Origin of the sequence: Pseudomonas sp. Pseu.R1, assembly GCF_045764065.1 — a bacterium.
In the GTDB taxonomy this organism is placed as follows: Bacteria; Pseudomonadota; Gammaproteobacteria; order Pseudomonadales; family Pseudomonadaceae; genus Aquipseudomonas.
The window spans coordinates 3,758,301-3,783,570 of the sequence record NZ_JBJGEE020000001.1; the positions used below are offsets into that span (position 1 = coordinate 3,758,301).

Here is a 25,270-nt window from a genome sequence, read left to right on the forward strand (position 1 = left end):
CCTAGTTACTGATCGCCAGGATGCTCGCCTGATACGCCCCCACGAACGTATCGAAATCCACCGGTTCTTCGGTTTGTTCCATTTCGGACTGCTGAGCCAGCGATTCACGCGCTTTGCTTTCGAATGCGGCCTGATCTTCGGCGCTCAATGGGCGGCTGCGGAAGTACTCGGCGTGGCTTTGCGCCTGGCGCAACGAGAACGCCGTGAAGCTTTCCTTGTGCTCGGTCATGGTGGCCAGCACCTGGGCAGACGGGGTCAGCGACACGTCGGCGACTTTAGCCCGCTGAGCGGCCAGCGATTTGGCGTGCTCGTCGATGCCCTGGCTCTTGTCCAGCAACGCAATGATCGGCTCGATCTTGTCCAGCAACTCGTCAGCCCAGACCTTCAGGTCAATGGTCGAGGTGTTGCGGCTCAGTTGCAGGCCCGGACGACGACCTTCCTTCACCACGGTCAGGAAGTTGCTGCTGGCGTTGCCGCATTCACAGTCAGCCAGTTGCGGGCTTTCCTGTAAGGCGCAGAACAGGATGAAGGCGTCGATGAAGCGCGACTGTTGAAGGTCGATACCCACCGGCAGGAACGGGTTGATGTCCAGGCAGCGCACTTCAACGTATTGCACGCCACGGGCCATCAGGGCCTGAATCGGACGCTCACCGGAATAGGTGACGCGTTTCGGGCGGATCGTCGAGTAGTACTCGTTCTCGATCTGCAGCACGTTGGTGTTGAGCTGAATCCACTCGCCATCCTTGTGCGTGCCAATCTCGACGTAAGGCGCATAAGGCGTTGCAACAGCTTTGCGCAGGCTATCGGTGTACGTCAGCAGGTCGTTGTAACACGGCGTCAGATCGGCCTGCGCGCTGCTCTGATAACCGAGATCGCTCATGCGCAAACTGGTGGCGTAGGGCAGGTACAGGGTATCGGCGTCGAACTGCTCCAACTGGTGCGAGCGACCGCGCATGAAGCTGGCGTCCAGCGCAGGGGAGGCGCCGAACAGGTACATCAGCAGCCAGCTATAGCGGCGGAAATTGCGGATCAGGCCGATGTAGCTCTCGGACTGAAACTCCCGATCACTGCCATCGAAGGCCACGGTCGACTTGAGCACCGGCCAGATGTCTTCGGGCAGCGAGAAGTTGTAGTGAATACCGGCAATGCATTGCATCGTCTTGCCATAACGCAGCGCGAGACCCTGGCGGTATACGTACTTGAGCTTGCCGATGTTCGAGGTGCCGTAATAGGCGATCGGGATGTCTTCTTCGGCCGGCAACGGGCACGGCATCGAAGGGCTCCAGATGTATTCGCTGCCCAGCTTGCTGTAGGCGAAGCGATGGATCTTTTCCAGGCTGTCCAGCGTGTCGGCTGGCTGAGCCATCGCTGGCGTAATGAACTCCAGCAGCGACTCGGAATAATCGGTGGTGATCTGCTCATTGGTCAGCGCAGAGCCCAGGGCTTCCGGGTGCGGGGTCTGTGCCAGGCGGCCATCGCCTGTAACGCGCAGGCATTCACGCTCGATACCGTGCAGGCATTTCTCCAGAAGGGAGAGGTGCGAGTGCTCGCCAAGCAGGGCCAGGCGGCGATTGAGAAGTTCGCTCAAGTTGGATTCCTTCACGCGTCAGTCGGCCCTATATGGGGGCGATATGGCGGTCTACAAGGGTGAAGAAAGGAACTGGCGTTTTCGCCTTGTTTTCAGGTCCGAACGCCGATGCCCGTCGCTGATCATTCCTGCAGGGGTGCCATGCAGAAGCTGACAGAAAATTTCGACACTGCTAAGCAAGTGTCGAAATTAACTCATATCCCTATCGGACAGCTAGACGATCGCGAACGTGCCTTGTGCTTTCGCGACGAGCTTGTCGGCCTGGCGCACTTCGGCTTCGACCACCAGTGTTCGGCGCCCGGCGTGGATCACCGTGCCGATGCAGGTGACTTCACCGTCCGGTACGCCGCGCATGTAGTTGATCTTGCACTCGACCGTCACGCTTTGCCTGTCGAAGCCGTGGGAGCTGGAGCAGGCCAGCCCCATGGCGATGTCGACGAGGCTGAACAGTGCGCCGCCGTGCATCACGTTGCCGCGATTGCGCAAGTGTGGCTCCAGTGCCAGCGTGACTTCGGCGACGCCGTCTCCCAGTCGCACCAGTTTGCAGCCCAAGGTCTTGAAATACGCGCTCTCGGTCAGTTCTGCAGGAATATCCATCAACGTTTCTTCAGTTGTTTGGCGTTGGCGAACAGCGAAGCCATGGCGTTGTTGGCCGGGGCCGCAGTCGCGGTTTCCTTGCGAGGCGCGTTGGCTTGTTGCTGACGTGGCGCTGCACCTGGACGAGCGCCGCGAGCACCGTCGATTTTCTCGCCAGGGGTGTCGCTCATGCGCATCGACAGGCCAACGCGTTTGCGTGGAATGTCGACTTCCATGACCTTCACCTTGACCACATCCCCGGCTTTCACGGCTTCGCGAGGGTCCTTGATGAACTTCTCCGACAGTGCAGAGATGTGTACCAGGCCGTCCTGATGCACGCCGATGTCGACGAACGCGCCGAAGTTGGTCACGTTGGTGACGACACCTTCGAGGATCATGCCCAGTTGCAGGTCCTTGAGGTCTTCGACGCCGTCCTGGAACTCGGCGGTCTTGAACTCGGGGCGTGGATCGCGGCCCGGCTTTTCCAGCTCTTGCAGGATGTCGGTCACGGTGGGCAGACCGAAGGTCTCGTCGGTGAATTTCTTCGGGTCCAGACGCTTGAGGAAGCTGGCATCACCGATCAGCGAGCGTATGTCGCGGTCGGTTTCAGCGGCGATGCGTTGCACCAGCGGGTAGGCCTCGGGGTGAACGGCGGACGAGTCCAGCGGATTGTCACCATTCATGACTCGCAAGAAACCGGCAGCCTGTTCAAAGGTTTTTTCGCCCAGACGCGGCACTTTTTTCAGCGAAGCGCGAGTTTTGAAGGCGCCGTTCTCGTCACGGTGAGCGACGATGTTCTGTGCCAGCGTGGTATTCAGGCCGGAGATGCGGGCGAGCAGAGCGACGGATGCGGTGTTCACGTCAACGCCCACGGCGTTCACGCAATCCTCGACCACAGCGTCCAGGCCGCGTGCCAGTTTGAGTTGCGACACGTCGTGCTGATATTGGCCGACACCGATGGATTTCGGATCGATCTTCACCAGTTCAGCCAATGGATCCTGCAAGCGGCGAGCGATGGACACCGCGCCACGGATCGACACGTCCAGATCCGGGAATTCCTTGGCGGCCAGCTCAGAGGCCGAATACACCGAGGCGCCTGCTTCCGAAACCATGACCTTGGTCATTTTCAGGCCTGGATATTTTTTGATCAGCTCAGCCGCCAGCTTGTCGGTTTCACGGCTGGCAGTGCCGTTGCCGATGGCGATCAGGTCGACCGAATGCTTGGCGCAGAGGGCGGCCAGTACGGCGATGGTTTGATCCCACTGGTTTTTCGGAACGTGCGGGTACACGGTCGCGTGGTCCAGCAGTTTGCCGGTGGAGTCGACCACCGCTACCTTGCAGCCGGTACGCAGGCCCGGGTCCAGACCCAGTGTCGCGCGCGGGCCTGCGGGCGCGGCCAGCAGCAAATCGTGCAGGTTATGGGCGAACACGTTGATCGCTTCGGTCTCGGCGGCGTCGCGCAGCTCGCCCAGCAGATCAGTTTCCAGATGGGAGTAGAGCTTGACCTTCCACGTCCAGCGCACGACCTCGGCCAGCCATTTGTCCGCAGGACGATTCTGGTTTTGCAGGCCAAAACGCTCGCTGATCATCATTTCGCACGGGTGCAGGGTGCCCGGCAATTCTTCGCCGACTTTCAATGCTGAGCTGAGCACGCCTTCGTTGCGGCCACGGAAGATCGCCAGTGCGCGGTGCGATGGCATGCTTTTCAGCGGTTCGTCGTGCTCGAAGTAGTCGCGGAATTTCGCGCCTTCTTCCTCTTTGCCTGCCACGACGCGGGCGCTGATCACCGCTTCCTGCTTGAGGAAGGTGCGCAGTTTTTCCAGCAGCGAAGCGTCTTCGGCAAAACGCTCCATCAGGATGTATTTGGCGCCTTCGAGCACGGCCTTGACGTCCGCAAAGCCTTTTTCAGCGTCGACGAAACGTGCCGCTTCCGCGTCAGGCGTCAGGCTCGGGTCATTGAACAGGCCGTCGGCCAGCTCACCCAGACCCGCTTCCAGCGCGATCTGGCCTTTGGTGCGACGTTTCTGTTTGTAAGGCAGGTAAAGGTCTTCAAGGCGGGTCTTGGTGTCGGCGAGCTTGATGTCGCGCGCCAGCTCCGGGGTCAGCTTGCCTTGCTCTTCGATGCTGGCGAGGATCGCGCCGCGGCGTTCTTCGAGTTCGCGCAGATAGCGCAGGCGCTCTTCCAGATGACGCAGCTGCGTGTCATCGAGGCTGCCAGTCACTTCTTTACGGTAGCGAGCGATGAAGGGCACGGTAGAGCCTTCATCCAGCAACGCGACGGCCGCTTCGACCTGTTGCGGGCGCACGCCCAGTTCTTCGGCGATGCGGCTGTTGATACTGTCCATAAAACCACCTGGCAAATGTGTGTGCAAAAAAACCAGCTGCTGGCGAACCGCCTTGAGCGAGCGTTGCCTGACTTTGAGGGCGGCGCATTATACCCAGTGAGTTCCGATTAGGGGACCGTCCTGTCGGCTGCTGACTACGAGCGACACCGTTGGCCGTGTCTGCTGCAATGCGGCGAGGTAGAGCAGCAGTGGCGGCTCAGGAAAAATCTGCTAACAATGCACACGGTGCACATGGCAGCCGCTACGCCATAATGCGCGCCGAGACTAAAGGAGCATTCAATGAGCAGCACTGCACAAACGGCTGAAGGCGAGAAAATCCTCATCGTTGACGATGACCCGGGCCTTAGCAGCCTGTTAGAACGTTTTTTCACCAGCAAAGGCTATCGCGCCCGCGCCGTCGGTAACGTGGAGCAGATGGACCGCCTGCTGGCTCGCGAAGTTTTTCACCTCGTGGTGCTTGACCTGATGTTGCCTGGCGAAGACGGCCTGTCCGCCTGCCGCCGGTTGCGCGCCGCGAACAATCAGGTGCCGATCATCATGTTGACCGCCAAGGGCGATGAGCTGAGCCGGATCAAGGGCCTGGAACTGGGGGCTGACGATTACCTGGCCAAACCGTTCAACCCTGACGAACTGATGGCGCGGGTCAAGGCGGTATTGCGTCGCCAGTCCACGCCGGTACCTGGCGCACCTGCCAGTGAAGATGAAACCGTCACCTTTGGTGAGTATGAGCTGTCGTTGGCGACCCGCGAGCTCAAGAAAGGCGATGAAGTCCACATGCTCACCACTGGCGAGTTTGCCGTCCTCAAGGCGCTGGTCATGCACGCCCGTGAACCGCTGACTCGCGACAAATTGATGAACCTGGCCCGTGGTCGTGAGTGGGACGCGCTCGAACGCTCGATCGACGTCCAGATCTCCCGTCTGCGCCGTCTGATCGAAGTGGACGCCGCTAAACCGCGTTACATCCAGACCGTCTGGGGCGTGGGCTATGTATTCGTGCCGGACGGTACCGGCAAGCAGTAACCGTCAGTCGGCAGATTGATACCGGGCGTGTCGCTTGCACACATCCGCTAGCCAGCCATCTCGACGCCTTTCAAAAGAAGGCTCTGAGGTGGCTGGTTTTGTTGTCTGGTGCATTCCGCGAACTCCCGCGAGCCTGGCTCGCTTCCGCAAAGTGTGTAGCTGTTGTCATGAAAACACCGCTCTGGTTCCCGCAAAGCTTCTTCTCCCGCACCTTGTGGCTGGTGCTTATCGTGGTGCTGTTCTCCAAGGCGCTGACGCTGGTTTATCTGCTGATGAACGAAGACGTGCTGGTGGATCGTCAGTACAGCCATGGTGTGGCCTTGACGTTGCGTGCGTACTGGGCGGCTGATGAAAGTGACAGACAGACCATTGCCGATGCAGCAGGGCTGATACGCGTGGTGGGTGGCGGTGTGCCTGAAGGAGAGCAGCACTGGCCGTACTCGGAAATCTATCAACGCCAGATGCAAGCGGAATTGGGCGCCGATACCGAAGTCCGTTTGCGCGTTCACGCGCCTCCAGCCCTGTGGGTTCGTGCCCCCAGCCTAGGCGATGGCTGGTTGAAGGTTCCGTTATATCCCCACCCGCTACGAGGCCAGAAAATCTGGAGTGTGCTGGGCTGGTTCCTTGCCATAGGCCTGCTGTCCACGGCCTCGGCGTGGATTTTCGTCAGTCAGTTGAACCGACCACTCAAGCGGCTGGTGTTCGCCGCTCGCCAGTTGGGCCAGGGCCGCAGTGTACGCCTGCCAGTGGGGGATACGCCGAGTGAAATGACCGAGGTGTACCGCGCCTTCAACCAAATGGCTGAAGACGTCGAGCAGGCCGGGCAGGAACGCGAGTTGATGTTGGCCGGTGTCTCTCACGACCTTCGCACGCCGCTGACCCGATTGCGCCTGTCATTGGAGCTGATGCCCCGTGACAATGAATTCATGGACGGCATGGTGCGCGACATAGAGGATATGGACGCCATTCTCGATCAGTTCCTTGCATTCATCCGAGATGGTCGCGATGAAGAGGTCGAAGAAGTCGATCTGGTCGAGCTGATTCGCGAAGTGGTCGCCCCCTATAACAGCCCGACCGAACAGGTCCGCACACGACTGGAATCCATCCCGCCCTTTCCACTGCGACGGGTGTCGATGAAGCGCTTGCTGAATAACCTCATCGGCAACGCCATGCATCACGCGGGAGACAGTGTCGAAGTCGCAGCCTATGTCTCGGGTGACAGTGGTGCACCTTATGTGGTCCTGAGCGTGCTGGATCGGGGCATGGGCATCGACCCTTCCGAACTGGACGGTATTTTCAATCCTTTCACTCGTGGCGATCGGGCGAGAGGTGGAAAGGGAACGGGCTTGGGGCTGGCCATCGTAAAGCGCATTGCCGCCATGCATGGGGGCAATGTCGAACTGCGTAATCGCTCGGGAGGTGGACTTGAGGCTCGGGTGAGGCTGCCGTTAGGGCTGATGTTGCCGAGGGATGCGGTTTGAAAAACGATTTGCCGCTGCAGGAGCGCGCCCAGGCCAAGCGAGCTCCTGCAAGGCAGAGTGGCCGGTTATCCCTTGCCCTTGGTCCGCGTCATATGCGGCCCGCCGTTTTTCTCGATGTACTGAATGATCATCCCTGCCACGTCTTTGCCGGTGGTGGTTTCGATACCTTCCAGGCCGGGCGATGAGTTCACTTCCATGACCAGTGGGCCATGGTTGGAGCGCAGGATATCGACGCCTGCGACGCTGAGGCCCATGACCTTGGCGGCGCGAATAGCGGTCATGCGCTCTTCGGGGGTGATCTTGATCAGGCTCGCAGTGCCTCCTCGGTGAAGGTTGGAGCGAAACTCGCCGGGCTTGGCCTGACGCATCATGGACGCGATCACCTTGTCACCCACCACGAAGCAGCGAATATCCGCACCGCCCGCCTCTTTGATGTACTCCTGCACCATGATGTCCTGCTTGAGCCCCATGAACGCCTCGATCACGGACTCTGCCGCCGTTGCGGTCTCGCACAGCACAACGCCAATCCCCTGAGTGCCCTCCAGCACCTTGATCACCAGCGGGGCGCCGTTGACCATCTGGATCAGGTCGGGAATGTCGTCGGGGGAGTGAGCAAAACCTGTCACGGGCAGGCCGATGCCGCGCCGGGAAAGCAGTTGAAGCGAGCGCAGTTTGTCGCGAGAGCGCGCGATGGCCACGGACTCGTTGAGCGGGAATACGCCCATCATCTCGAACTGACGCAATACGGCGCAGCCGTAGAACGTGACCGAAGCGCCGATGCGCGGGATGACCGCATCGAAGCCTTCCAGCGGTTTGCCTCGGTAGTGAATCTGCGGCTTATGACTGGCAATGTTCATATAGGCGCGCAGGGTATCGATCACTACGACCTCATGGCCACGCTGGGTACCGGCTTCGACCAGACGACGAGTTGAATACAGACGCGGGTTTCGCGAAAGCACAGCGATCTTCATGCAACACCTGTGGCAGAGGGATTTGAAGCCGGAAAGGTCGGCTTGTCCTGAACATAAGTAACACCCGGATTAACTACCAACTGGCCGTCGATCAAGGCTTTGGAACCCAACAGCAGCCTATAGCGCATGGCCTTGCGGCAGGCGAGGGTGAACTCCACCGGCCAGACCCGGTCGCCCAGCGCCATCGTCGTGCGAATGACGTAACGCACCTGGGCCTGTCCGTTGGAACTTTTGATGGTCTTCATCGCCACCAGTTGCGCTTCGCAACGGCGATGGCGCAATTGCACGACGGTGCCCAGGTGTGCGTTGAAACGCACCCACTGTTCACCGTCGCGTTCAAAAGGTTCGATTTCCGTGGCGTGCAGGCTGGAGGTGCTGGCGCCTGTGTCGATCTTGGCGCGCAGACCTGCCACACCCAGACTGGGCAGTGCCACCCATTCGCGAAGGCCGATGACTGTGAGATGGTCGAATGTTTTCAAAGCGATCCCGTACGTTTGCGCGTTCTGCCCACGATAGCCTGACGAGCATGAGTGTGCATGCCCTCTTCTGTGTGCAGAGGATTCTAACCAAGGCTGATGATTACTGTGTGCCCAGCGTTGCGTGCTTCGTTTGGAGTAGTACAGTTCTGACTATCACGTAATTGAGGAATTCAGATGACACAAAAGTCAGACGAGGACGACAAGGTTCGTCTGGACAAGTGGCTTTGGGCTGCACGCTTCTTCAAAACCCGTGCGCTGGCGAAGGCTGCTATCGAAAGCGGTAAGGTTCATTGTCGGGGAGAGCGCTGCAAACCGGGCAAGGAGCCGCGGGTAGGGGATACGTTCGAGATTCGCACCGGATTCGACGATAGAACGGTGGTGGTTACTGCCCTGTCCATCGTGCGTCGCGGTGCTCCGGAGGCTCAGTTGCTTTACAGCGAAACCCCGGAGAGCCTGGCCAAACGTGAGCAGGCCGCGCAAATGCGCAAGGCCGGAAGTCTGGGGGTGACAACGGACGGCAAGCCGAACAAGAAGCAGCGTCGGCAACTGTTTCAGTTTCGCTCGGGCGATGATTGAGGGGGGATGTAATACCTGTGGGAGATTCTATGTTGCCCGGTCAAACGCCTTCGCCACCCAGTTGGCTCCCACGGGGATCGCGTCGAACTCAAATCTCGTTATCGACGCTGAACCTGTGAGCGAATTCATTCGCGATAGCGTCGGCACATGCGGCATCTACTTTGCCTGACACGCCGTATCGCGAATGGATTCCGCCCCACAGAAGTGTGTCGCCCGTGATCGGCTTACGCGCGAGCGTCCGTCTTCATGATGCTCAGCCAGCGGAACAACGGAAGCTTGCCGAAGACGTTGAAAATGGGCGCAGTGGCCCGCATCAAGAGTCTTGTGGCGTGAGCGGCAAACGGGGTGTAGCAGCTCCAGGCCAGCGCCAGCAGGGCGATCATTACGCCGCCGATGTAATCGTCCTGCCCCCAGTGAGCGCCCGCGACCAGGCGCGGCATCATGAACAGGAAAGCCAGGACCCAAATCACGACACGTTGGCCAGCGGTGCGGCTGTAAACGGTCATGAACATCGCCCAGATCAACAACACAGAGGCGTGGTCACCGGGGAAGCTTTGGCTCGAACGGTCCTTGAGCTGCCATTTGTCTTCCAGCGTAGGGAAAATCTCGCTGAGTTTGATGGCGTCCGGGATCACCATCGATGCGCTGTCGTGTTGCAGTGAGGTGTGATCGATGATCTTGGAAAACACCGTGCGAATGATCAGCAGAAGAATCAGCGTGAGCACGAAGCCGATCAGGGCCGCGCGGGTTTGTACCGTTTTGAATACCCAGTCGCCCTTGATGAGCAACATCAACAGAATCAAGCCGACGACGATGTCGAACGGGCGCATACTGGCGATTGTCCAGGTCCATAGCCAGGCTTTGTTCTGGGTCAGTGGCTGATTCAGCAGGTGGAAAAGCCACTCGTCGAATTGGGTGAAGGCTGCGTGGCCCGTCGGCCAAATCCACACCAGAAGTAGCGCAAGCGCTACTAGATTACACAGCAGGAATTTTTTGGCGTTCCACTTGGGTTGGAACAGCGCTGGATAGTCCATAAAATGCCCCCATCGGCATGACAGTGCACCCAAGGGTGCTAAACCGCGTTTTATAAGCGGTCGTCATCACTTTGTCATCATTTCAGATACCAATTTCATATGCATGATTTCCCGGATACCGATAACACCCAGCGCTTCATGTTCGACGACAGCGACGTTCGCGGCGAGTTGGCCTCGCTGGAACGCAGCTACGCCGAAGTGCTGGCCAAGCACCCCTACCCGGAGCCTGTAGCGCAACTGCTCGGCGAAATGCTGTCGGCGGCAGCGCTGCTGGTGGGCACGTTGAAGTTCGACGGACTGCTCGTGTTGCAGGCGCGGTCTCAGGGACCTGTCTCGCTGCTGATGGTCGAATGCTCCAGCGAGCGCGAGCTGCGCGGCATCGCCCGTTACGATGAGAGCCTGATCCAGCCAGGCGCGACGCTTCAGGACCTGATGCCCGACGGTACGCTGGTGATCAACATCGATCCACGGCATGGCAAGCGTTATCAGAGCATCGTCGATCTGGAGGGCGAGAACCTGTCGCGTTGCCTGTCTGATTATTTCGTTCAGTCCGAGCAACTGCCGACCGAATTCTGGCTATATGCCGATGGAAAACGGGCGCGGGGGTTTCTGCTTCAGCAACTGCCGCCTGAGCGCCTGAAAGATGAAGACGAGCGCAAGGCCAGTTGGCAGCATGTTCGAGCGCTCGCCAACACCTTGACCGCCGAGGAACTGTTGAGCCTGGATAACGAGACGGTGTTGCATCGTCTTTTCCACGAAGATGCCGTGCGCATGTTCGATGTTCAGCCGTTGGTCTTCCGTTGCAGCTGTTCTCGCGAACGTTCCGCCAATGCTCTCGTCAGTCTTGGCGTGGAAGATGCACAGCAATTGGTGGCCGAGCACAACGGTACCGTCGAGATCGATTGCCAGTTCTGCAATCAGCGCTACCTTTTCGACGCCACCGATGTAGCGCAGCTGTTCGCCGGTGGCGGGGTCGATACCCCTTCAGATACTCGCCATTGATGTAGTGCGGGCGCCGGGCTGAATGGTTTCCGCCCGGCGGGCTTGGCTTCTCTTTATGTAGTTCTGACCGGAGGCCCCTACCTTTTTTGGGCTTTTCTGGCATAATCCGGCCACTTTTTAGCTGTAGTAGTTTGGGTTTTTCTACTACAAAACGTTTGGAGCACTCGGCCAGCGGGCCGACGGGGAATCTCATGACGCAAGCCAATAACGCCGTTCACACCGATCTCAGTGTCGACGAACTGGTTAAAGAAGCCCTCAAACGCGAAGAAGGCGTACTGTCCGACACCGGCGCTCTGGTTGTTGAAACCGGTCATCGTACGGGTCGTTCGCCAGTCGACCGTTTCATCGTTGACGAACCCAGCACCACGGCAGCCATCGCCTGGGGTCCGATCAACCGCAAATTCCCTGCTGATAAATTCGATGCCCTGTGGGCGCGTGTCGAGGCGTTCAACAACGCTCAGGAACACTTCGTTTCCCACGTGCACGTAGGTGCGGCGGCTGACCACTACCTAGCCGTCAAGATGACCACTCAGACTGCCTGGCAGAACCTGTTCGGTCGTTGCCTGTTCATCAACCCTGCCCAGTACAACCCGGCAGGTCGTCAAGAGTGGCAAGTGCTGAACGTTGCCAACTTCGAGTGCGTACCTGAGCGTGACGGCACCAACTCCGACGGTTGCGTGATCATCAACTTCGCTCAGAAGAAAGTTCTGATCGCGGGCATGCGCTATGCCGGCGAGATGAAAAAAGCCATGTTCTCGGTGCAGAACTTCCTGCTGCCAGCCGCTGACGTGCTGCCGATGCACTGCGCAGCCAACATTGGCGAAGAAGGCGACGTGACCCTGTTCTTCGGTCTGTCGGGCACCGGTAAGACCACCCTGTCCGCCGACGAAAGCCGTTACCTGATCGGTGACGACGAGCACGGTTGGGGCGAAGGCGTGGTGTTCAACATCGAAGGCGGTTGCTATGCCAAGTGCATCGATCTGTCCGAGAAGAACGAGCCGGTCATCTGGAAAGCCATCAAGCACGGCGCAGTACTGGAAAACGTGGTTCTGGATGCCAACAAGCACGCCGACTACGCCGACAGCAGCCTGACCCAGAACAGTCGCGCAGCCTACCCGTTGGAGCACGTTGAAAAACGCTCCGAGAAAAACCTCGGTGGCGAGCCAAACGCCGTGATCTTCCTAACCTGCGACCTGACCGGTGTTCTGCCACCTGTTTCGATCCTCAGCGAAGAACAAGCGGCTTACCACTTCCTGTCGGGTTACACCGCGCTGGTCGGTTCGACCGAAATGGGTTCGGGCGCTGGCATCAAGTCGACCTTCTCCACCTGCTTCGGCGCGCCATTCTTCCCGCGTCCGGCTGGCGAGTACGCTGAGCTGCTGATCAAACGTATCCGCGGCTTCGGCTCGAAAGTGTACCTGGTCAACACCGGCTGGACCGGTGGCGGCTACGGCGTCGGCAAACGCTTCAACATCCCGACGACTCGCGGCGTCATCGCAGCCATCCAAAGCGGCGCGCTGATCGGTGCTGAAACCGAGCACTTGGACACCGTCAACCTGGACGTTCCAAAAGTCGTTCCGGGCGTCGACACTGCACTGCTCAACCCACGCAACACCTGGGCTGACAAAGCGGCCTACGATGAAGCGGCCAAGGCACTTGCGGGCTTGTTCATCGAGAACTTCAAAAAGTTTGAAGTCAGCGACGCGATCAAGGCGGCGGGTCCGAAGCTGTAACGTCATATTTTCCTGAACAGAAAACCGCTCTCAAACAGATTGTGTGAACACCAGGCAATCTGTAAGGGCGGCTTAGCAAAATGCCTCGTATCGGAAGATACGGGGCATTTTTCGTTTGTCCGGCTTTACCGTACAGCCGGCCTCATCGCTGGCACGTGAGCCCGCCCTCGGTCGTTCCGAGAGCAGGCGGTCGTACATGAATTCGGTGTGTTGCTGGACCGAGTAATTCACTCCAGGTCGGGGTAACTCATTGTGGGCAGGTGCAGGAGAACCAGGATATGCCCCACTCAATCAATTGTGTTTAATATCGCTTTCGGTGCTGCTTAAATGTGCTTGTAATCCGTTGCCTTTTTTGCAATAGGAGCAGACAAGCCTGCGTCCGGCTTCAAGTTCAAGCCGCCGACTAATGAAAACTTAATGCTCTTTTTTCCCCAGTGTACAAAGCGGCAGCTTCCACTTTGTTCTACGATGAGGGTGTATGAGTGTTTGCGCATTGCAATAAACGCCTCGTTATTACTGGCAACAGACTTCAAGTACTCATCAATCTTTGTGCTGGGCAATTTCAACATGTTGTTAAGTTTCGCCCCCCAACGGGTCAGGCACTGTTCGGCATAGTGTCGTACGATAAGGCCCGGTTCAATGAATGCTTTCTTTCCGTTGGCACCGTCTACTGCCGCATTTCCTACGAGTGTCGCGTGACGGCCAGCCATGGGATAAACGTGCACTGCAGTACTAGGCGCTGTTTGTGGGATTACGCAGGCAAACCCTTTGGAGCGCTCGTCCCTTGCATAAAAAGCCACGTATTCCTTCACATTCTCGCCGAGGGAGATACGGTGTTTTTGAATATTCAGCACACCCGGTACCGGGTCGATCGCAAAGATGTTCACTTTAACGTGTTTGAGTGCCGGGTCGGCCAACATGGCATTGGCCAGCATGTGACAACTGATCCCGCCCCGGCTCCAGCCCACGATATTCACGGTGTCCGGGATAGGTTGGCCTTTACGGCGCATTTTGATGATCTGTTCCTGCAACGCTTGAGGCGTGACTTTTCGGGTCCCGTAGTCGTAGGTGCGCCATAGCCATGAGCCGGTGGTTTCCAAATCTTGGATAGGCACCCCGTTTTTCTTCAGGCGCTCGTATTCCTGTTGAGTCAGTACTTTGCGTTGCCAGGTAGTGTGGCCTTTGATGACGTTCACTGCATGTTTAACGTTCTCTTCCCAGCCACTCCCAAATAATGTGCCACTCATTCCATAACCGCCGGGTGCGGTGAATAACTCATCGGCTTGTAAGTTACCGCTGCCTGGGCCGTCTACCACAATCCAGTCAGCGAACTCGTACGTTGCCATTTGAGAGGCCAGTCTGGAGACCAGCTCTCCATCCCAATAACTGTTGTTGAGGGTGTCATACTTATTGGAGCCGGTGCCGCAGAAAAATACTGTAAATACACTCATTGCTTATTACCTTGTTGGTTGATAGGTAACTCACAACGTATAGGTGATCACGTGTTTGGTAAAATTTGGTATGTTGCTTGATGTTAAAGCACTTACCCATTACCTGATTTAATATGTGCGTATTCATGGGCTAGCGTCTTTTAGGGGCGATAAGATCGTGCCGCTTCGCAGTACTTTTCCTGTGCCAGCTTGTTTTTTTCGTCCTTGTTTTTGGCGAGGCGCTTGGTCCAGTCGCTGCACATGTCTTTGAAGAACGGTTCGGCTGCACGTCGGCATTCGCGGTACTCGACGCTTTCACCTTTAAAGTTCATGCACACGCTGCTGTTGTCGATGTGGTTGTTGTAGGTGCGATACCGTGCTTCGTAACGGTTACGCCCGTCGATTTCCCGGATGAATACACTTGCCACATCGTAGTGGCGGAATTCGGGCTTGGTTTTGGCCGCAGCCGACTTGTACTGCGCCATGTACTGATCAGAAACCATGCCTTGTGGACGAGGGGCGTTGTAGTCGGTGGGCTGTGCATCGCCGAAGCGACAATTGATCACGTCGCGATCAATGACGTTGCCACCCTTGATGCAGTCGTCCAGCGGCTTGGTTGGCACGGGCTGGCTGTTGTCGAGTTTGGGGGCAACATAGACAACCTGTTCCACAGTACGGATTTCAGGCGTGGTGGCAGCCGGTGCAGGTTCTTCGTTGATCTCTGCCGGCGGTGGCGGGGCAATGGTGATTTGAGCGGGCTTGGGCGTATGAAACATCTGAGCGACGAGGTAGATAATCGCAACGAGCAGTGCCAGACAGATACCAATACTGCTGAGCGGCCAGGCACCTTGGGAGGGGGCGGCTTTTCGTTTTGCGGGATGAGAACCGAGTACGACATCGAACTGGTCAGGTGTCAGACGCTGCATGACAATCTGCCCGTCGTCCTTGGGCGGTTGCGTGTGTGGCATTGCCTCTCCTTGGCGTGTTGCGGATTTCGCGTATTTCAGCGGCTGCGCAGTCCGCGATCTGAAACATGAGTAAATGGTGCGGCGAGGTTAAACGGCGCGATGTTCTTTTGCTAGTAGTGCGTAGCGACGAGGTATCAGCTTTGTATCCTGCTCGGAATTTTTGTAACGCTTGGGCCGTGTCTCGGCGAGCATGGTCGCGTTAAGGTCGGCACTTTCGCAAACTCCCACGCAGGGGTAGCTTATGCATCAAATCCTCAAACAGGTTTTTGGGTATCGGCAGTTTCGTCCCGGACAAGAGGCTGCAATTGGCGCAATTCTGGCTGGGCGTTCGGCCGCAGCGATTTTCCCAACGGGATCGGGTAAGTCCCTTTGCTATCAACTTCCGGCGTTGTTACTGCCTCACCTCACACTGGTGGTTTCGCCTCTGTTGGCGCTGATTCAGGATCAACTGGCGTTCTTGCAACGCCATGGCATTGCGGCAGCCAGTATCGATTCAGCGCAGAATCGCGATGAGGTGGCCAGTGTCATGGCTCGCGCCCGATCAGGCGAACTCAAGATTTTGATGATTTCGGTTGAGCGACTGAAGAACGAACGCTTCCGGCATTTCATCTCACAGGTGCCCATTTCGTTGTTGGTGGTGGATGAGGCGCACTGTATCTCTGAGTGGGGCCACAACTTCAGGCCGGATTACCTCAAGCTCCCGGACTACCAGCGGGAGTTTCGTATCCCACAGGTATTGCTGCTGACGGCCACGGCCACCACGGGTGTCATACGTGACATGCAGGGCAAATTCGCTATCGCAGCCGATGATGTGGTGACAACCGGGTTTTACCGACCCAATCTCACGTTATTCGTCGAACCTACGCCGGGTCATGACAAACGCGGGCGCCTCTTGCGATGGCTAAAGGAGCGCGCCGGTCAGCCGAGCATCGTCTATGTCACCCTCCAGAAAACCGCTGAGTTTGTTGCGGCACACTTGGCGCAGAACGGCTTGCCTGCGCAGGCTTATCACGCCGGTTTGCCCCACGATACCCGCGAGTCAATCCAGCGCCAGTTCATGGACGGACGGCTGAATTGCATCGTGGCGACCATCGCGTTCGGCATGGGCATCGACAAAAGCGACATTCGTAATGTGGTGCATTTCGATCTGCCCAAATCCATCGAGAACTACAGCCAGGAGATTGGCCGGGCGGGGCGTGACGGCGCCGTTTCCCAGTGCCTGGTGTTGGCCAATCGGGATAACCTCAACGTGTTGGAAAATTTCGTTTATGGCGACACGCCCGAGCGCGAGGGCATTCGGAGGGTGCTGGAGGATGTGCTCAATGCACGCCATGACGGGCAGTGGGAGTTTTTGCTGACGCCGCTTTCGGAGATGAGCAACATCCGCCAACTGCCACTCAAGACCCTCTTGGTGCAGCTGGAACTGCGCGGAATCATTGCGCCGCGGTACTCATATTTTGCTGAATACCGTTTTAAGTATTTGATCGAACCGGAGGCGCTCGTTGAGCACTTTCAGGGCGAGCGGCGGCAGTTCGTTCAGGCGCTTGTCGAGACATCAAGCCGGGCGCGGACCTGGGCGACGGTGAGTTTTGACGCGATGTATCAACGATATCAGGCCGAGCGCTCACGGGTGATAACAGCCTTGGACTTCTTTCAAGAGAAAGGCTGGATCGAACTGGAGAGCAAGCAGATGACAGAGGTCTACAGTGTGTTGATCACGGACTTCGATGCGCAGGCTTTGAGCGAAGAATTGCACGCGTATTTCACGCAGCACGAAACGGCTGAGATAGCACGTATTCATGCCATGCTTGATCTGTTTGCCAGCGACCAATGCCTGAGCGATCGGCTGGCAAATTACTTCGACGATGACCAGGCGCCCGAGCGGTGCGGACACTGTTCGGTGTGCGCGGGCCAAGCGGCCGTTCTTCCTGCTACGCCAGCATTGACCCCGTTTGATCAACAGGACTTCGGTGGACTGTGTGATCCGTTCATCAGCAAGCATTTGGAAACATGCGGGTATCCGCCCAGTGCGGAGTGTCTGACCCGGTTTCTTTGCGGGATCAGTGTGCCGTTGTTTGCCAAGCTCAAGGCCAAGGCACTCAGTGGCTTTGCAGCGTTGGAGAATTATCCCTATGCGCAGGTCAGGGAATGGGCGCACGGCAGGTGCCCCTAGGTGTGACTCGCGTGCCGTCAAATGCAGCCCGACCGATAAGGAAAAAGAATGAGCGAAACCCCGCAGCGCTCCGACTACCGTCACTTCCAGCCCATCACCACCCGCTGGCACGACAACGACATCTACGGTCATGTGAACAACGTGACCTATTACAGCTTTTTCGACAGCGCGGTGAACAGCTACCTGATCGAGCGTGGAGGGCTGGATATTCACGATGGCAACGTGGTGGGCTTTGTGGTGAGTTCCTCGTGCGACTACTTTGCCTCGATCGCCTATCCCGATGTGATTGAGGTGGGCTTACGAGTCGGCAAGTTGGGTAACAGTTCGGTCCAGTACGAATTGGCGGTGTTCAGAACAGGGGAAGAAGAGGCGTGTGCGGCCGGGCGCTTTGTGCATGTGTTTGTGGATCGTGCATCGAACCAGCCAGTGCCGATCCCCGCGCCGTTACGCGAGGCCATGGAAGTGTTGATGGTTTGAAATGACAACCGGCCGCGTAGGAAGCGGCCGGTATCGGTGTGAGCTGTAGCTCAGCGATGGCGCCAGCCGCGATGACGGCCATGATCGTAATGACGATGACGGCGGTCGTGATCGTAGTGGCGACGGTCGCCACGGTAGCCGCGACGATCGTCATCATGGCGGCTCTGCTCGCCCATGTAGTTGCCCAGCGCGCCACCGGCACCGCCACCTGCGGCTGCGCCGATCAGGCTACCGGTGCTACCACCGACGCTGCGGCCAATCACGTTGCCGCCTGCTGCGCCAAGGCCACCGCCAATCGCGGCTTCAGTGCGGTTGTGGCGGTTGGCGCCGACTGCGCCACCGGCTGCGCCGCCCAGACCTGCGCCGATGGCCGATCCGGTGCTGCCGCCAATCTGCTGGCCAACGACCGAACCCAGTACCCCACCCAATGCGCCACCCACACCGGCATTCAGGTTATCGCCCGCAGAGGCAAACCCGGTGGCCAGGGAGAGAGACAACAGCAGAATCGAGGAATACTTCATGTAAGGATGCTCGTAGGGATGACGACGCGATCCTGCAATCATGAATAATTTGTCACAATCGAAATCCGACGAATAACACGATTTGTATACAAATAGATAAGTTATTGTTTTTAGGCGGGAACTTAAGGCTTTTTGGTGAGTCCTAGACTACTTCACACAGGCTCGAATCAAGCGATTCGGGCCTTTTTTGTGGGTCAAAACCTGCGAGTGGGGATCGTCTGTGGGAGCGAGTTCATTCGCGATTGGCCGGTACATCCGACCCATATTTGTCGGATGTACGATCGAATCGCGAATGAATTCGCTCCCACAGGGTTTGCTGAGATTTTTAAATAATCCGCGCCACTTCGCTATGCCGCTCCAGTTTGATCGCCACAAACTTCGATGTTGGCGTGTGGCTGCCATCGCCCACGCTTTCCAGCGGCACCAGCGGGTTGACCTCTGGGTAGTAAGCAGCGGCCTGCCCGGCAGGAATGTCGAATGGCAGCAGCGTGAAGCCTTTGACGCGGCGCACCACATCGTCGCCCCAGATCGACACGATATCGGCTTTCTGGCCCGGTACGAAGCCCAGGCGCACGATGTCGGCCTCGTTGAGGAACATCACGTCACGCTGGCCTTTCACGCCACGATAACGGTCATCCAAGCCATAGATCGTGGTGTTGTACTGATCGTGAGAGCGCATCGATTGCATGATCAGGTCCGGCACGATGCCTGTTCCGCGAATGCTTTCGTGGATCAAGTCCTGTGGCAACTGGTTCGATTTGAAGTTGGCGCGCGCGCTCGGCGTGTTCCACTTGCGCGAACCGGCGGTGCTGCCCAGATAGAAACCGCCCGGGTTTTTAACCTTCTCGTTGAAGTCCTTGAACGCCGGAATGGTGTCGGCGATCAGGTCACGAATCCGGTCGTAGTCTTCGACTAGCCACAGCCAATCCACCGGCTGCTTGCCCACGGTGGCGTTGGCGATACCCGCAAGAATCGCAGGCTCGGAACGCATGTGAGGCGACAGCGGTTTCAACTGGCCGTTGGATGCGTGAACCATGCTGAACGAGTCTTCCACGGTAACGGCCTGCGGGCCTTCTGCCTGGATGTCGATGTCGGTACGACCGAAGCACGGCAGGATCAGCGCTTCTTTGCCGTGGGTCAGGTGGCTGCGATTGAGCTTGGTGCTGATCTGTACAGTCAGGTCGCAGTTGCGCAGGGCCTGGAAGGTGCGTGGGCTGTCCGGGGTCGCCTGAGCGAAGTTGCCACCCAGACCGATGAAGACTTTCGAGCGGCCTTCGAGCATCGCGTGAATGGCCTCAACCACGTTGTGGCCGTTTTCACGCGGGACTTTGAACTGGAAGCGTTTTTCCAGCGCATCGAGGAAGAACGCCGGTGGGCGCTCGTTGATGCCCATCGTGCGGTCGCCCTGCACGTTACTGTGGCCACGCACCGGGCACAGGCCTGCACCGGGCTTGCCGATGTTGCCGCGCAGCAGCATCAGATTGGCAACTTCCTGGATGGTTGGCACCGAGTGACGATGCTGGGTGATGCCCATCGCCCAGCACATGATCACGTTCTTGCCCTTGGCGTACATGCGCGCGGAGCGTTCGATGTCGCTCAGTGGCAGGCCGGACTGCTCGACGATGAAATCCCAGGAGGTCTCGTCCACTTTTGCCAAATAGTCCAGCACGCCATGGGTGTGCTCGTTGATGAAGTCATGGTCGAACACGGCTGGTTCGCCTTTGGCTTGCGCCTCGCGCTCCCATTGCAGCAGGAATTTGGCCATGCCACGCAGCAGCGCCATGTCGCCGCCCAGTGCAGGGCGGAAGTAGGCGGTATTGGTCGGCTCGGAACCGTTGCTGAGCATTTCGATCGGGTGCTGCGGGTGCTGGAAGCGTTCCAGGCCGCGCTCTTTGAGTGGGTTGACGCAGACCACTTGGGCGCCGCGCTTCACGGCCTCACGCAGTGGCTCCAGCATGCGCGGGTGGTTGGTGCCGGGGTTTTGGCCCAGCACGAAAATCGCGTCGGCGTGCTCGAAATCGTGGAACGTCACGGTGCCTTTACCCACGCCCACGCTTTGCGAGAGCGCCACACCACTGGCTTCGTGGCACATGTTCGAGCAGTCGGGGAAGTTGTTGGTGCCGTAGGCGCGCACAAACAGTTGATACAGGTACGCCGCCTCGTTGCTCGCCCGGCCCGAGGTGTAGAACTCGGCCATGTTCGGGCTTGGCAGGTTGTTCAGGTGCTTGGCGATCAGCGCGAACGCGTCGTCCCAGGCAATCGGTTTGTAGCGGTCGGTTTCAGCGTCGTACACCATCGGCTCGGTGATACGGCCCTGATATTCAAGCCAGTAGTCGCTCTGCTCCAGCAGCGAGCTGACGCTGTAACGGGCGAAGAAGGACGGATCAACGCGGCGCTTGGTGGCCTCCCAGTTGACTGCCTTGGCGCCGTTTTCACAGAACTTGACCATGCCGCTTTCGGGAGAATCGCCCCACGCGCAGCCAGGGCAGTCGAAGCCGCCGTTCTGGTTGGTCTTGAGCATCATGCGCAGGTTTTTCAACGCGTTGTCGCTGGTCAGCCAGGCTTGGGTCACGCTGATCAGGGCGCCCCATCCACCGGCCGGGCCTTTGTAGGGCTTGTAGCGCGGAACTGGGGTCTTGTCGGCTTGTTTGTGCATGCTCACGCTTTATTCTCCAAGGCAGGGCTGTAGACCCGCGGCGCACTGTGTTTAGGCAAATGAATGAGATTGAGGTTGTGGCGACGGGCCCATTGCAGCGCCAGGCCCGTAGGCGAGGACAGGCTGACGAGGGTTTGAATCCCGGCGCGCAGGACTTTCTGAATCAGTTCGAGGCTGCAACGGCTGGTGACGATGGCCAGGCCGCCCGTGGTCGGGATGTTCTGGCGGATCAACGCGCCGATCAGTTTGTCGAGGGCGTTGTGGCGACCGATGTCTTCACGACCCAGCAGTAGCTCGCCGTGATCGTTCATGAACATCGCGGCGTGCACCGCGCCGCAGTGCTGACCCAGCGGCTGGAAATCGTCCAGACGCTCGCGCAGCCCCTTGAGCCATTCGGCTGGCGGCAGCGGTGCGCCGGGCAACACGTTCAGTTCAGGCAAAGCCTGTTCCACGGCTTCGACGCCGCAAAGGCCGCAACCGCTGGTGCCCGCCAGTTGGCGACGTTGAGTTTTGAGGTTCCAGAAGGCGCGACTGGCGATTTCCACTTCAGCGGTTTGCGCCGAGCCGCAGCCACCGAGTTTGATGTCGTAGATTTCGTCCGGGGATTCGATAATGCCACTGCCGATGCTGAAACCGACGATGAAGTCTTCCAGATCGGTGGGTGTCACGAGCATCACGGCCTGGCTGATGCCGTTATAGGCAATGGCCAGCGCCACCTCTTCGGCGAGCACATTGGGCTCAGAGGTGTCGTGCTCAAGGTTCGAGTAGCTGTAAGACTGGCTTGCGGCAGGCGCGGGCAGTTGCTTTGCGGGCGCCGTGCTCTCCGTGCGCTTGGCATGCATCGGGACGTACCGGCAGAGTATTAAGGCTATAAGCCTAGGCTTCCCGTCGAATAACGTCTAATTGCTAGTACTGATGTCGTGATAGATGACGTCGATCAAGAGGGCTCGATCATTTTCTGGTACAGCCCGAAGCAAGCTTCAGCCAGCGCCGACCGTGGCGCGGAGCGGCGCATGATCAGGCCCAGGCGCGCCAAGGTTTGTGCGTGTTCGATGGGTTGCAGGCGCAGGTGCTCGGTCAGTGTTTCCAGGCCGCCATCCAGCGGCATGATCGCGCAGCAGAAGCCTCCGTGAACCGCTTGCAGCAGTTGGTGCACGGCGTCGGTCTGGATTAGCGGCTGGGGTTCAAGACCGCGACTGTGGAAGTTGTGATCGATGGACTGACGAAAATGCATGCCACTGGTGAGCATGCCCAAGGGCAATTCGATCAGGCTTTCCCAGCTCAGCGGCTCGTCGCCGAAGCTGAAATGGCGCTGGTCGTAGATCAGGCCCATGCGGGTTTCCGCCAGTTCCAGCGAATCGAAACGGTCGGTGTCCAGACGCTCCAGATACGACACGCCCAAGTCCAGCCGGTTGCTCGCCAACTGGTCGAGAATCTGTTCAGAACTGAGGGAGGACAACTCGAAGCGCATGTTCGGATGAACGTTGTGCAGGCGTTGCAGCAACGGCAGTGGGTCGAAGTTCGACAGCGGGACCACGCCCAGCCTCAGCGTACCGACCAGATGTCCGCGACAGGCAGCGGCTTCGGCCTGCAATCCGTCGTAGGCGGCCAACACCGTGCGCGCCCAGGCCAACACGCGCTCACCGGGGGCTGTGAAGCCTTCGAAGCGCTGGCCACGATTGACCAGTGGCAGATCCAGTTCTTCTTCCAGGCTGCGCAAGCGCATGGAAAGGGTTGGTTGAGTGATGTGACAACGCGCAGCGGCCTGTCCGAAATGACGGGTTTCGTCGAGGGCAATCAGGAATTTCAGCTGTTTGATGTCCATTGTCACTCCGCAAGGCACTGGGCTGGCTCGGGGATTCTAACGCGGCAGGATGTCGCATGGGGTGTTCAGTTGGACTCAGATCCTGTGGGAGCCGACTTGCTGGCGAATGCGGTGGATCAGTTACGGATAAGTGGACTGACACTCCGTATTCGCCAGCAAGCCGGCTCCCACAGGCTTCGCCAGATTCAAAAGCATACGTCTGGCGTTACGCTCAAAGCCCTTTGATGAGTGCTCTGTAATCCTCAACCGCGGCGAATTCTTCGGTGTCCTTCGGCCCCTTTTTGCTGTCCGGTTCGCGTACGGCCAGCAGGTGTTTCACGCCATAACGCCCGGCGCTGCGCAGGATCGGCAAAGTGTCATCGATGAACAGGCTGCGCGCCGGATCAAACTGGATATCGGCCTGCAGGGCATCCCAGAACTGCGGATTTTCCTTGGGGTAGCCGTAGTCGTGGGAACTGATCAGGCGCTCGAAATACGGCGCGAGCTGCAACCGCTCCATCTTTAACGACAGCGAATCGCGGTGGGCGTTGGTGATCATGATCACGCGCTTGCCCGCACGTTGGAGAGCGGCCAGAAAGGTTTCGGCATCGGGCCGTAAGGCAATCAGGTGGGCTATTTCGACTTTCAGGTCTTTCACCGACAGCTTCAGTTCGGTGCTCCAGAAGTCGGTGCAGTACCAGTTCAGCGTTCCAGCGTTCTTTTCGAACAGCGGCATCAGCTCCAATTGCGCCATGGCCACGCTCACACCGTGCAATTCGGCGTAGCGCTGCGGCAGGTAATCCAGCCAGAAATGGTTGTCAAAATGCAGGTCGAGCAGCGTGCCGTCCATATCCAGCAGGACGGTGTCGATATCGCGCCAGGGCAAAGAAGGCATGGAGATCTCTCGGCAGTGAATAAATCGCTATGGCTATCGGCACAGACATTCAGAAAAGCCACGGTATAGTAACCCGTCTACGCCAAGGAGCTTGTCATGCGCCAGAAACCTACCGTTCTCGCCCGGGAAATCGTCGCGAGCAGCCGCCTTTTTCGTGTCGAGGAAGTGCAATTGCGCTTTTCCAACGGCGTCGAGCGTGTTTATGAGCGCTTGGTCGGACGTGGTAACGGGTATGGCGCGGTGATGATCGTGGCCATGCTGGACGCCGATCATGCGGTGCTGGTGGAAGAATATTGCGGTGGCACCGATGCCTACGAGCTTTCATTGCCCAAAGGTCTGGTCGAACCTGGCGAGGATGTGCTGGCTGCGGCCAACCGTGAACTCAAGGAAGAGGCTGGATTTGGCGCGCGCAACCTTGAACACCTGACGGAGCTGTCACTGTCGCCGGGTTACATGAGCCAGAAAATTCAGGTGGTGCTGGCAACTGATCTGTATGAAGAGCGTCTGGAAGGCGATGAGCCTGAGCCGATGCGTGTGGACAAGGTGAACCTGCGCGAGCTGTCGAGCCTGGCGCAACACCCCCAATTTTCTGAAGGTCGAGCGCTGGCGGCGTTGTATCTGGCGCGAGATCTTTTGACCCAACGCGGAGCCTTTCAGCCATGACCGGTGTGTTTGCAGACTTGCCTCATCCGTTGCTGGCGCCCGTCATTGCGCTGTGCCGCCAGGCGGGCAAGGTTATTCTTCCGTTCTGGCGCTCTGGCGTTGAAGTGACCTCCAAATCCGATAACTCGCCAGTCACTGCGGCGGATCTGGCCGCACACGAAGTGCTGGTCTCGGGCCTGAAAGCGCTGGACCCGAGCATTCATATTCTTTCCGAAGAAGACGCCAACATTCCGCTGAGCGAGCGCAGCCAGTGGCAACGCTGGTGGCTGGTGGATCCGCTGGATGGCACCAAGGAGTTCATTTCCGGCAGCGAGGAATTCACGGTCAATGTCGCGCTGATCGAAAACGGTCGCGTGGTATTCGGTGTGGTGTCGATGCCGACCAATGACCGTTGCTACTTCGGTGGTGCGGGATTGGGTGCATGGCGCAGCGATGCTGTCGATCATATTCAGCCGATCAGCGTGCGTAACCAGCCTGGCGACGGTGAGCCGTTTACCGTGGTGGCCAGTCGTCGTCATTCCAGTCCGGAGCAAGAGGCGCTGCTGGCGGGGCTGTCCTCTGTCGTGGGCGAATTGAAACTGACCAACATTGGCAGCTCGTTGAAGTTCTGTTTATTGGCTGAGGGTTCGGCGGACTGCTACCCACGTCTGGCACCGACCTCTCAGTGGGACACCGCTGCGGCGCAAGGCGTGTTGGAAGGCGCGGGTGGCATGGTGTTGAATTTGGCGGGCGAGACGTTCGATTACCCAGCCAGAGAGTCGCTGTTGAACGGGTTTTTCCTGGCGTTACCGGAGCAGGCGCCGTGGCGTGGGGCGTTGGTTGAGTTGGCGAAATCCCAGTCCTGAATGCGATTCTTGTGTGGGAGCCGCCTTGGTGGC

22 protein-coding genes are annotated in these 25,270 nt (G+C 58.4%); 9 read left to right on the forward strand and 13 right to left on the reverse strand.

Annotation, left to right across the window (positions count from 1 at the left end; genetic code table 11):
* Position 1: 1 nt before the first annotated feature.
* The 3 genes from gshA to ACI5GA_RS17450 all read right to left on the reverse strand — a co-directional run bounded on the left by gshA (position 2) and on the right by ACI5GA_RS17450 (position 4,509).
* On the reverse strand, positions 2-1,588 hold the full coding sequence (gene gshA / locus ACI5GA_RS17440) for a glutamate--cysteine ligase (protein ID WP_421423541.1): 1,587 nt from the start codon (positions 1,586-1,588) through the stop codon (positions 2-4).
* A 213-nt stretch (positions 1,589-1,801) separates the two neighbouring features.
* Entirely contained in the window at positions 1,802-2,185 is a 384-nt protein-coding gene (locus ACI5GA_RS17445) for a PaaI family thioesterase (RefSeq protein ID WP_404635265.1), read from the reverse strand.
* Entirely contained in the window at positions 2,185-4,509 is a 2,325-nt protein-coding gene (locus tag ACI5GA_RS17450; protein WP_421423542.1) for a Tex family protein, read from the reverse strand. Before ACI5GA_RS17450 ends, ACI5GA_RS17445 begins: the two co-directional genes overlap by 1 nt.
* Before the next feature lie 279 nt (positions 4,510-4,788).
* On the opposite strand from ACI5GA_RS17450, the gene ompR reads away from it, so the two are divergent.
* Positions 4,789-5,529 carry a two-component system response regulator OmpR gene (gene ompR / locus ACI5GA_RS17455; RefSeq protein ID WP_108236092.1) on the forward strand — a complete coding sequence of 247 codons (741 nt, stop codon included), beginning with the start codon at positions 4,789-4,791 and terminating at the stop codon, positions 5,527-5,529.
* Positions 5,530-5,696: 167 nt separating this feature from the next.
* Positions 5,697-7,010, forward strand: a complete 1,314-nt coding sequence (locus ACI5GA_RS17460) for an ATP-binding protein (protein WP_404635260.1) — start codon at positions 5,697-5,699, stop codon at positions 7,008-7,010.
* Positions 7,011-7,075: 65 nt separating this feature from the next.
* Here ACI5GA_RS17460 and rimK read toward each other — a convergent pair whose 3' ends face one another.
* Together rimK and ACI5GA_RS17470 are read right to left on the reverse strand one after the other, a co-directional pair.
* On the reverse strand, positions 7,076-7,981 hold the full coding sequence (gene rimK, locus ACI5GA_RS17465; RefSeq protein ID WP_108236090.1) for a 30S ribosomal protein S6--L-glutamate ligase: 906 nt from the start codon (positions 7,979-7,981) through the stop codon (positions 7,076-7,078).
* The gene (locus ACI5GA_RS17470; protein WP_404635696.1) at positions 7,978-8,433 is read right to left on the reverse strand and encodes an ATP-dependent zinc protease; all 456 of its coding nucleotides are present in this window, start codon (positions 8,431-8,433) and stop codon (positions 7,978-7,980) included. Before ACI5GA_RS17470 ends, rimK begins: the two co-directional genes overlap by 4 nt.
* 201 nt (positions 8,434-8,634) lie before the next feature.
* Here ACI5GA_RS17470 and ACI5GA_RS17475 point away from each other — a divergent pair, with 201 nt between their 5' ends.
* Positions 8,635-9,036, forward strand: coding sequence for an RNA-binding S4 domain-containing protein (locus tag ACI5GA_RS17475; protein ID WP_404635258.1), 402 nt, complete (start codon positions 8,635-8,637; stop codon positions 9,034-9,036).
* 224 nt (positions 9,037-9,260) lie between these two features.
* On the opposite strand, the gene ACI5GA_RS17480 is transcribed toward ACI5GA_RS17475, so the two are convergent.
* Complete coding sequence (locus tag ACI5GA_RS17480) at positions 9,261-10,070, reverse strand: phosphatase PAP2 family protein (RefSeq protein WP_421423543.1); 810 nt, start codon at positions 10,068-10,070, stop codon at positions 9,261-9,263.
* A 99-nt stretch (positions 10,071-10,169) separates the two neighbouring features.
* Here ACI5GA_RS17480 and hslO point away from each other — a divergent pair, with 99 nt between their 5' ends.
* The gene (hslO, locus tag ACI5GA_RS17485; RefSeq protein WP_421423544.1) at positions 10,170-11,072 is read left to right on the forward strand and encodes an Hsp33 family molecular chaperone HslO; all 903 of its coding nucleotides are present in this window, start codon (positions 10,170-10,172) and stop codon (positions 11,070-11,072) included.
* Positions 11,073-11,263: 191 nt separating this feature from the next.
* Positions 11,264-12,805 (forward strand): phosphoenolpyruvate carboxykinase, encoded by a 1,542-nt coding sequence (locus tag ACI5GA_RS17490; RefSeq protein ID WP_404635252.1) that lies wholly within the window; start codon positions 11,264-11,266, stop codon positions 12,803-12,805.
* A 323-nt stretch (positions 12,806-13,128) separates the two neighbouring features.
* On the opposite strand, the gene ACI5GA_RS17495 is transcribed toward ACI5GA_RS17490, so the two are convergent.
* On the reverse strand, positions 13,129-14,256 hold the full coding sequence (locus ACI5GA_RS17495) for a hypothetical protein (protein ID WP_421423545.1): 1,128 nt from the start codon (positions 14,254-14,256) through the stop codon (positions 13,129-13,131).
* Positions 14,257-14,396: 140 nt separating this feature from the next.
* Positions 14,397-15,203: a hypothetical protein gene (locus ACI5GA_RS17500; protein ID WP_421423546.1), complete on the reverse strand. Its 807-nt coding sequence runs from the start codon at positions 15,201-15,203 to the stop codon at positions 14,397-14,399.
* 241 nt (positions 15,204-15,444) lie between these two features.
* On the opposite strand from ACI5GA_RS17500, the gene ACI5GA_RS17505 reads away from it, so the two are divergent.
* Complete coding sequence (locus tag ACI5GA_RS17505) at positions 15,445-17,376, forward strand: RecQ family ATP-dependent DNA helicase (protein ID WP_421423548.1); 1,932 nt, start codon at positions 15,445-15,447, stop codon at positions 17,374-17,376.
* A gap of 48 nt (positions 17,377-17,424) precedes the next feature.
* Entirely contained in the window at positions 17,425-17,853 is a 429-nt protein-coding gene (locus tag ACI5GA_RS17510; RefSeq protein WP_421423549.1) for an acyl-CoA thioesterase, read from the forward strand.
* 50 nt (positions 17,854-17,903) lie between these two features.
* On the opposite strand, the gene ACI5GA_RS17515 is transcribed toward ACI5GA_RS17510, so the two are convergent.
* The 5 genes from ACI5GA_RS17515 to yrfG form a co-directional block, all read right to left on the reverse strand.
* On the reverse strand, positions 17,904-18,374 hold the full coding sequence (locus ACI5GA_RS17515; protein ID WP_404635694.1) for a glycine zipper domain-containing protein: 471 nt from the start codon (positions 18,372-18,374) through the stop codon (positions 17,904-17,906).
* A gap of 325 nt (positions 18,375-18,699) precedes the next feature.
* Positions 18,700-21,030, reverse strand: a complete 2,331-nt coding sequence (locus tag ACI5GA_RS17520; protein ID WP_404635692.1) for an FdhF/YdeP family oxidoreductase — start codon at positions 21,028-21,030, stop codon at positions 18,700-18,702.
* Between the two features lie 2 nt (positions 21,031-21,032).
* Complete coding sequence (fdhD, locus tag ACI5GA_RS17525; protein ID WP_404635242.1) at positions 21,033-21,872, reverse strand: formate dehydrogenase accessory sulfurtransferase FdhD; 840 nt, start codon at positions 21,870-21,872, stop codon at positions 21,033-21,035.
* Between the two features lie 95 nt (positions 21,873-21,967).
* The gene (locus tag ACI5GA_RS17530) at positions 21,968-22,855 is read right to left on the reverse strand and encodes a LysR family transcriptional regulator (RefSeq protein WP_421423550.1); all 888 of its coding nucleotides are present in this window, start codon (positions 22,853-22,855) and stop codon (positions 21,968-21,970) included.
* A 211-nt stretch (positions 22,856-23,066) separates the two neighbouring features.
* The gene (gene yrfG / locus ACI5GA_RS17535; protein WP_421423551.1) at positions 23,067-23,729 is read right to left on the reverse strand and encodes a GMP/IMP nucleotidase; all 663 of its coding nucleotides are present in this window, start codon (positions 23,727-23,729) and stop codon (positions 23,067-23,069) included.
* 96 nt (positions 23,730-23,825) lie between these two features.
* Between yrfG and nudE the strand changes: the two genes are divergently transcribed.
* Both nudE and cysQ read left to right on the forward strand, forming a co-directional pair.
* Positions 23,826-24,392: an ADP compounds hydrolase NudE gene (gene nudE / locus ACI5GA_RS17540; protein WP_404635236.1), complete on the forward strand. Its 567-nt coding sequence runs from the start codon at positions 23,826-23,828 to the stop codon at positions 24,390-24,392.
* A complete protein-coding gene (cysQ, locus tag ACI5GA_RS17545) occupies positions 24,389-25,237 on the forward strand; it encodes a 3'(2'),5'-bisphosphate nucleotidase CysQ (RefSeq protein ID WP_421423552.1) in 849 nt (282 codons plus the stop codon). Before nudE ends, cysQ begins: the two co-directional genes overlap by 4 nt.
* Positions 25,238-25,270: the final 33 nt, after the last annotated feature.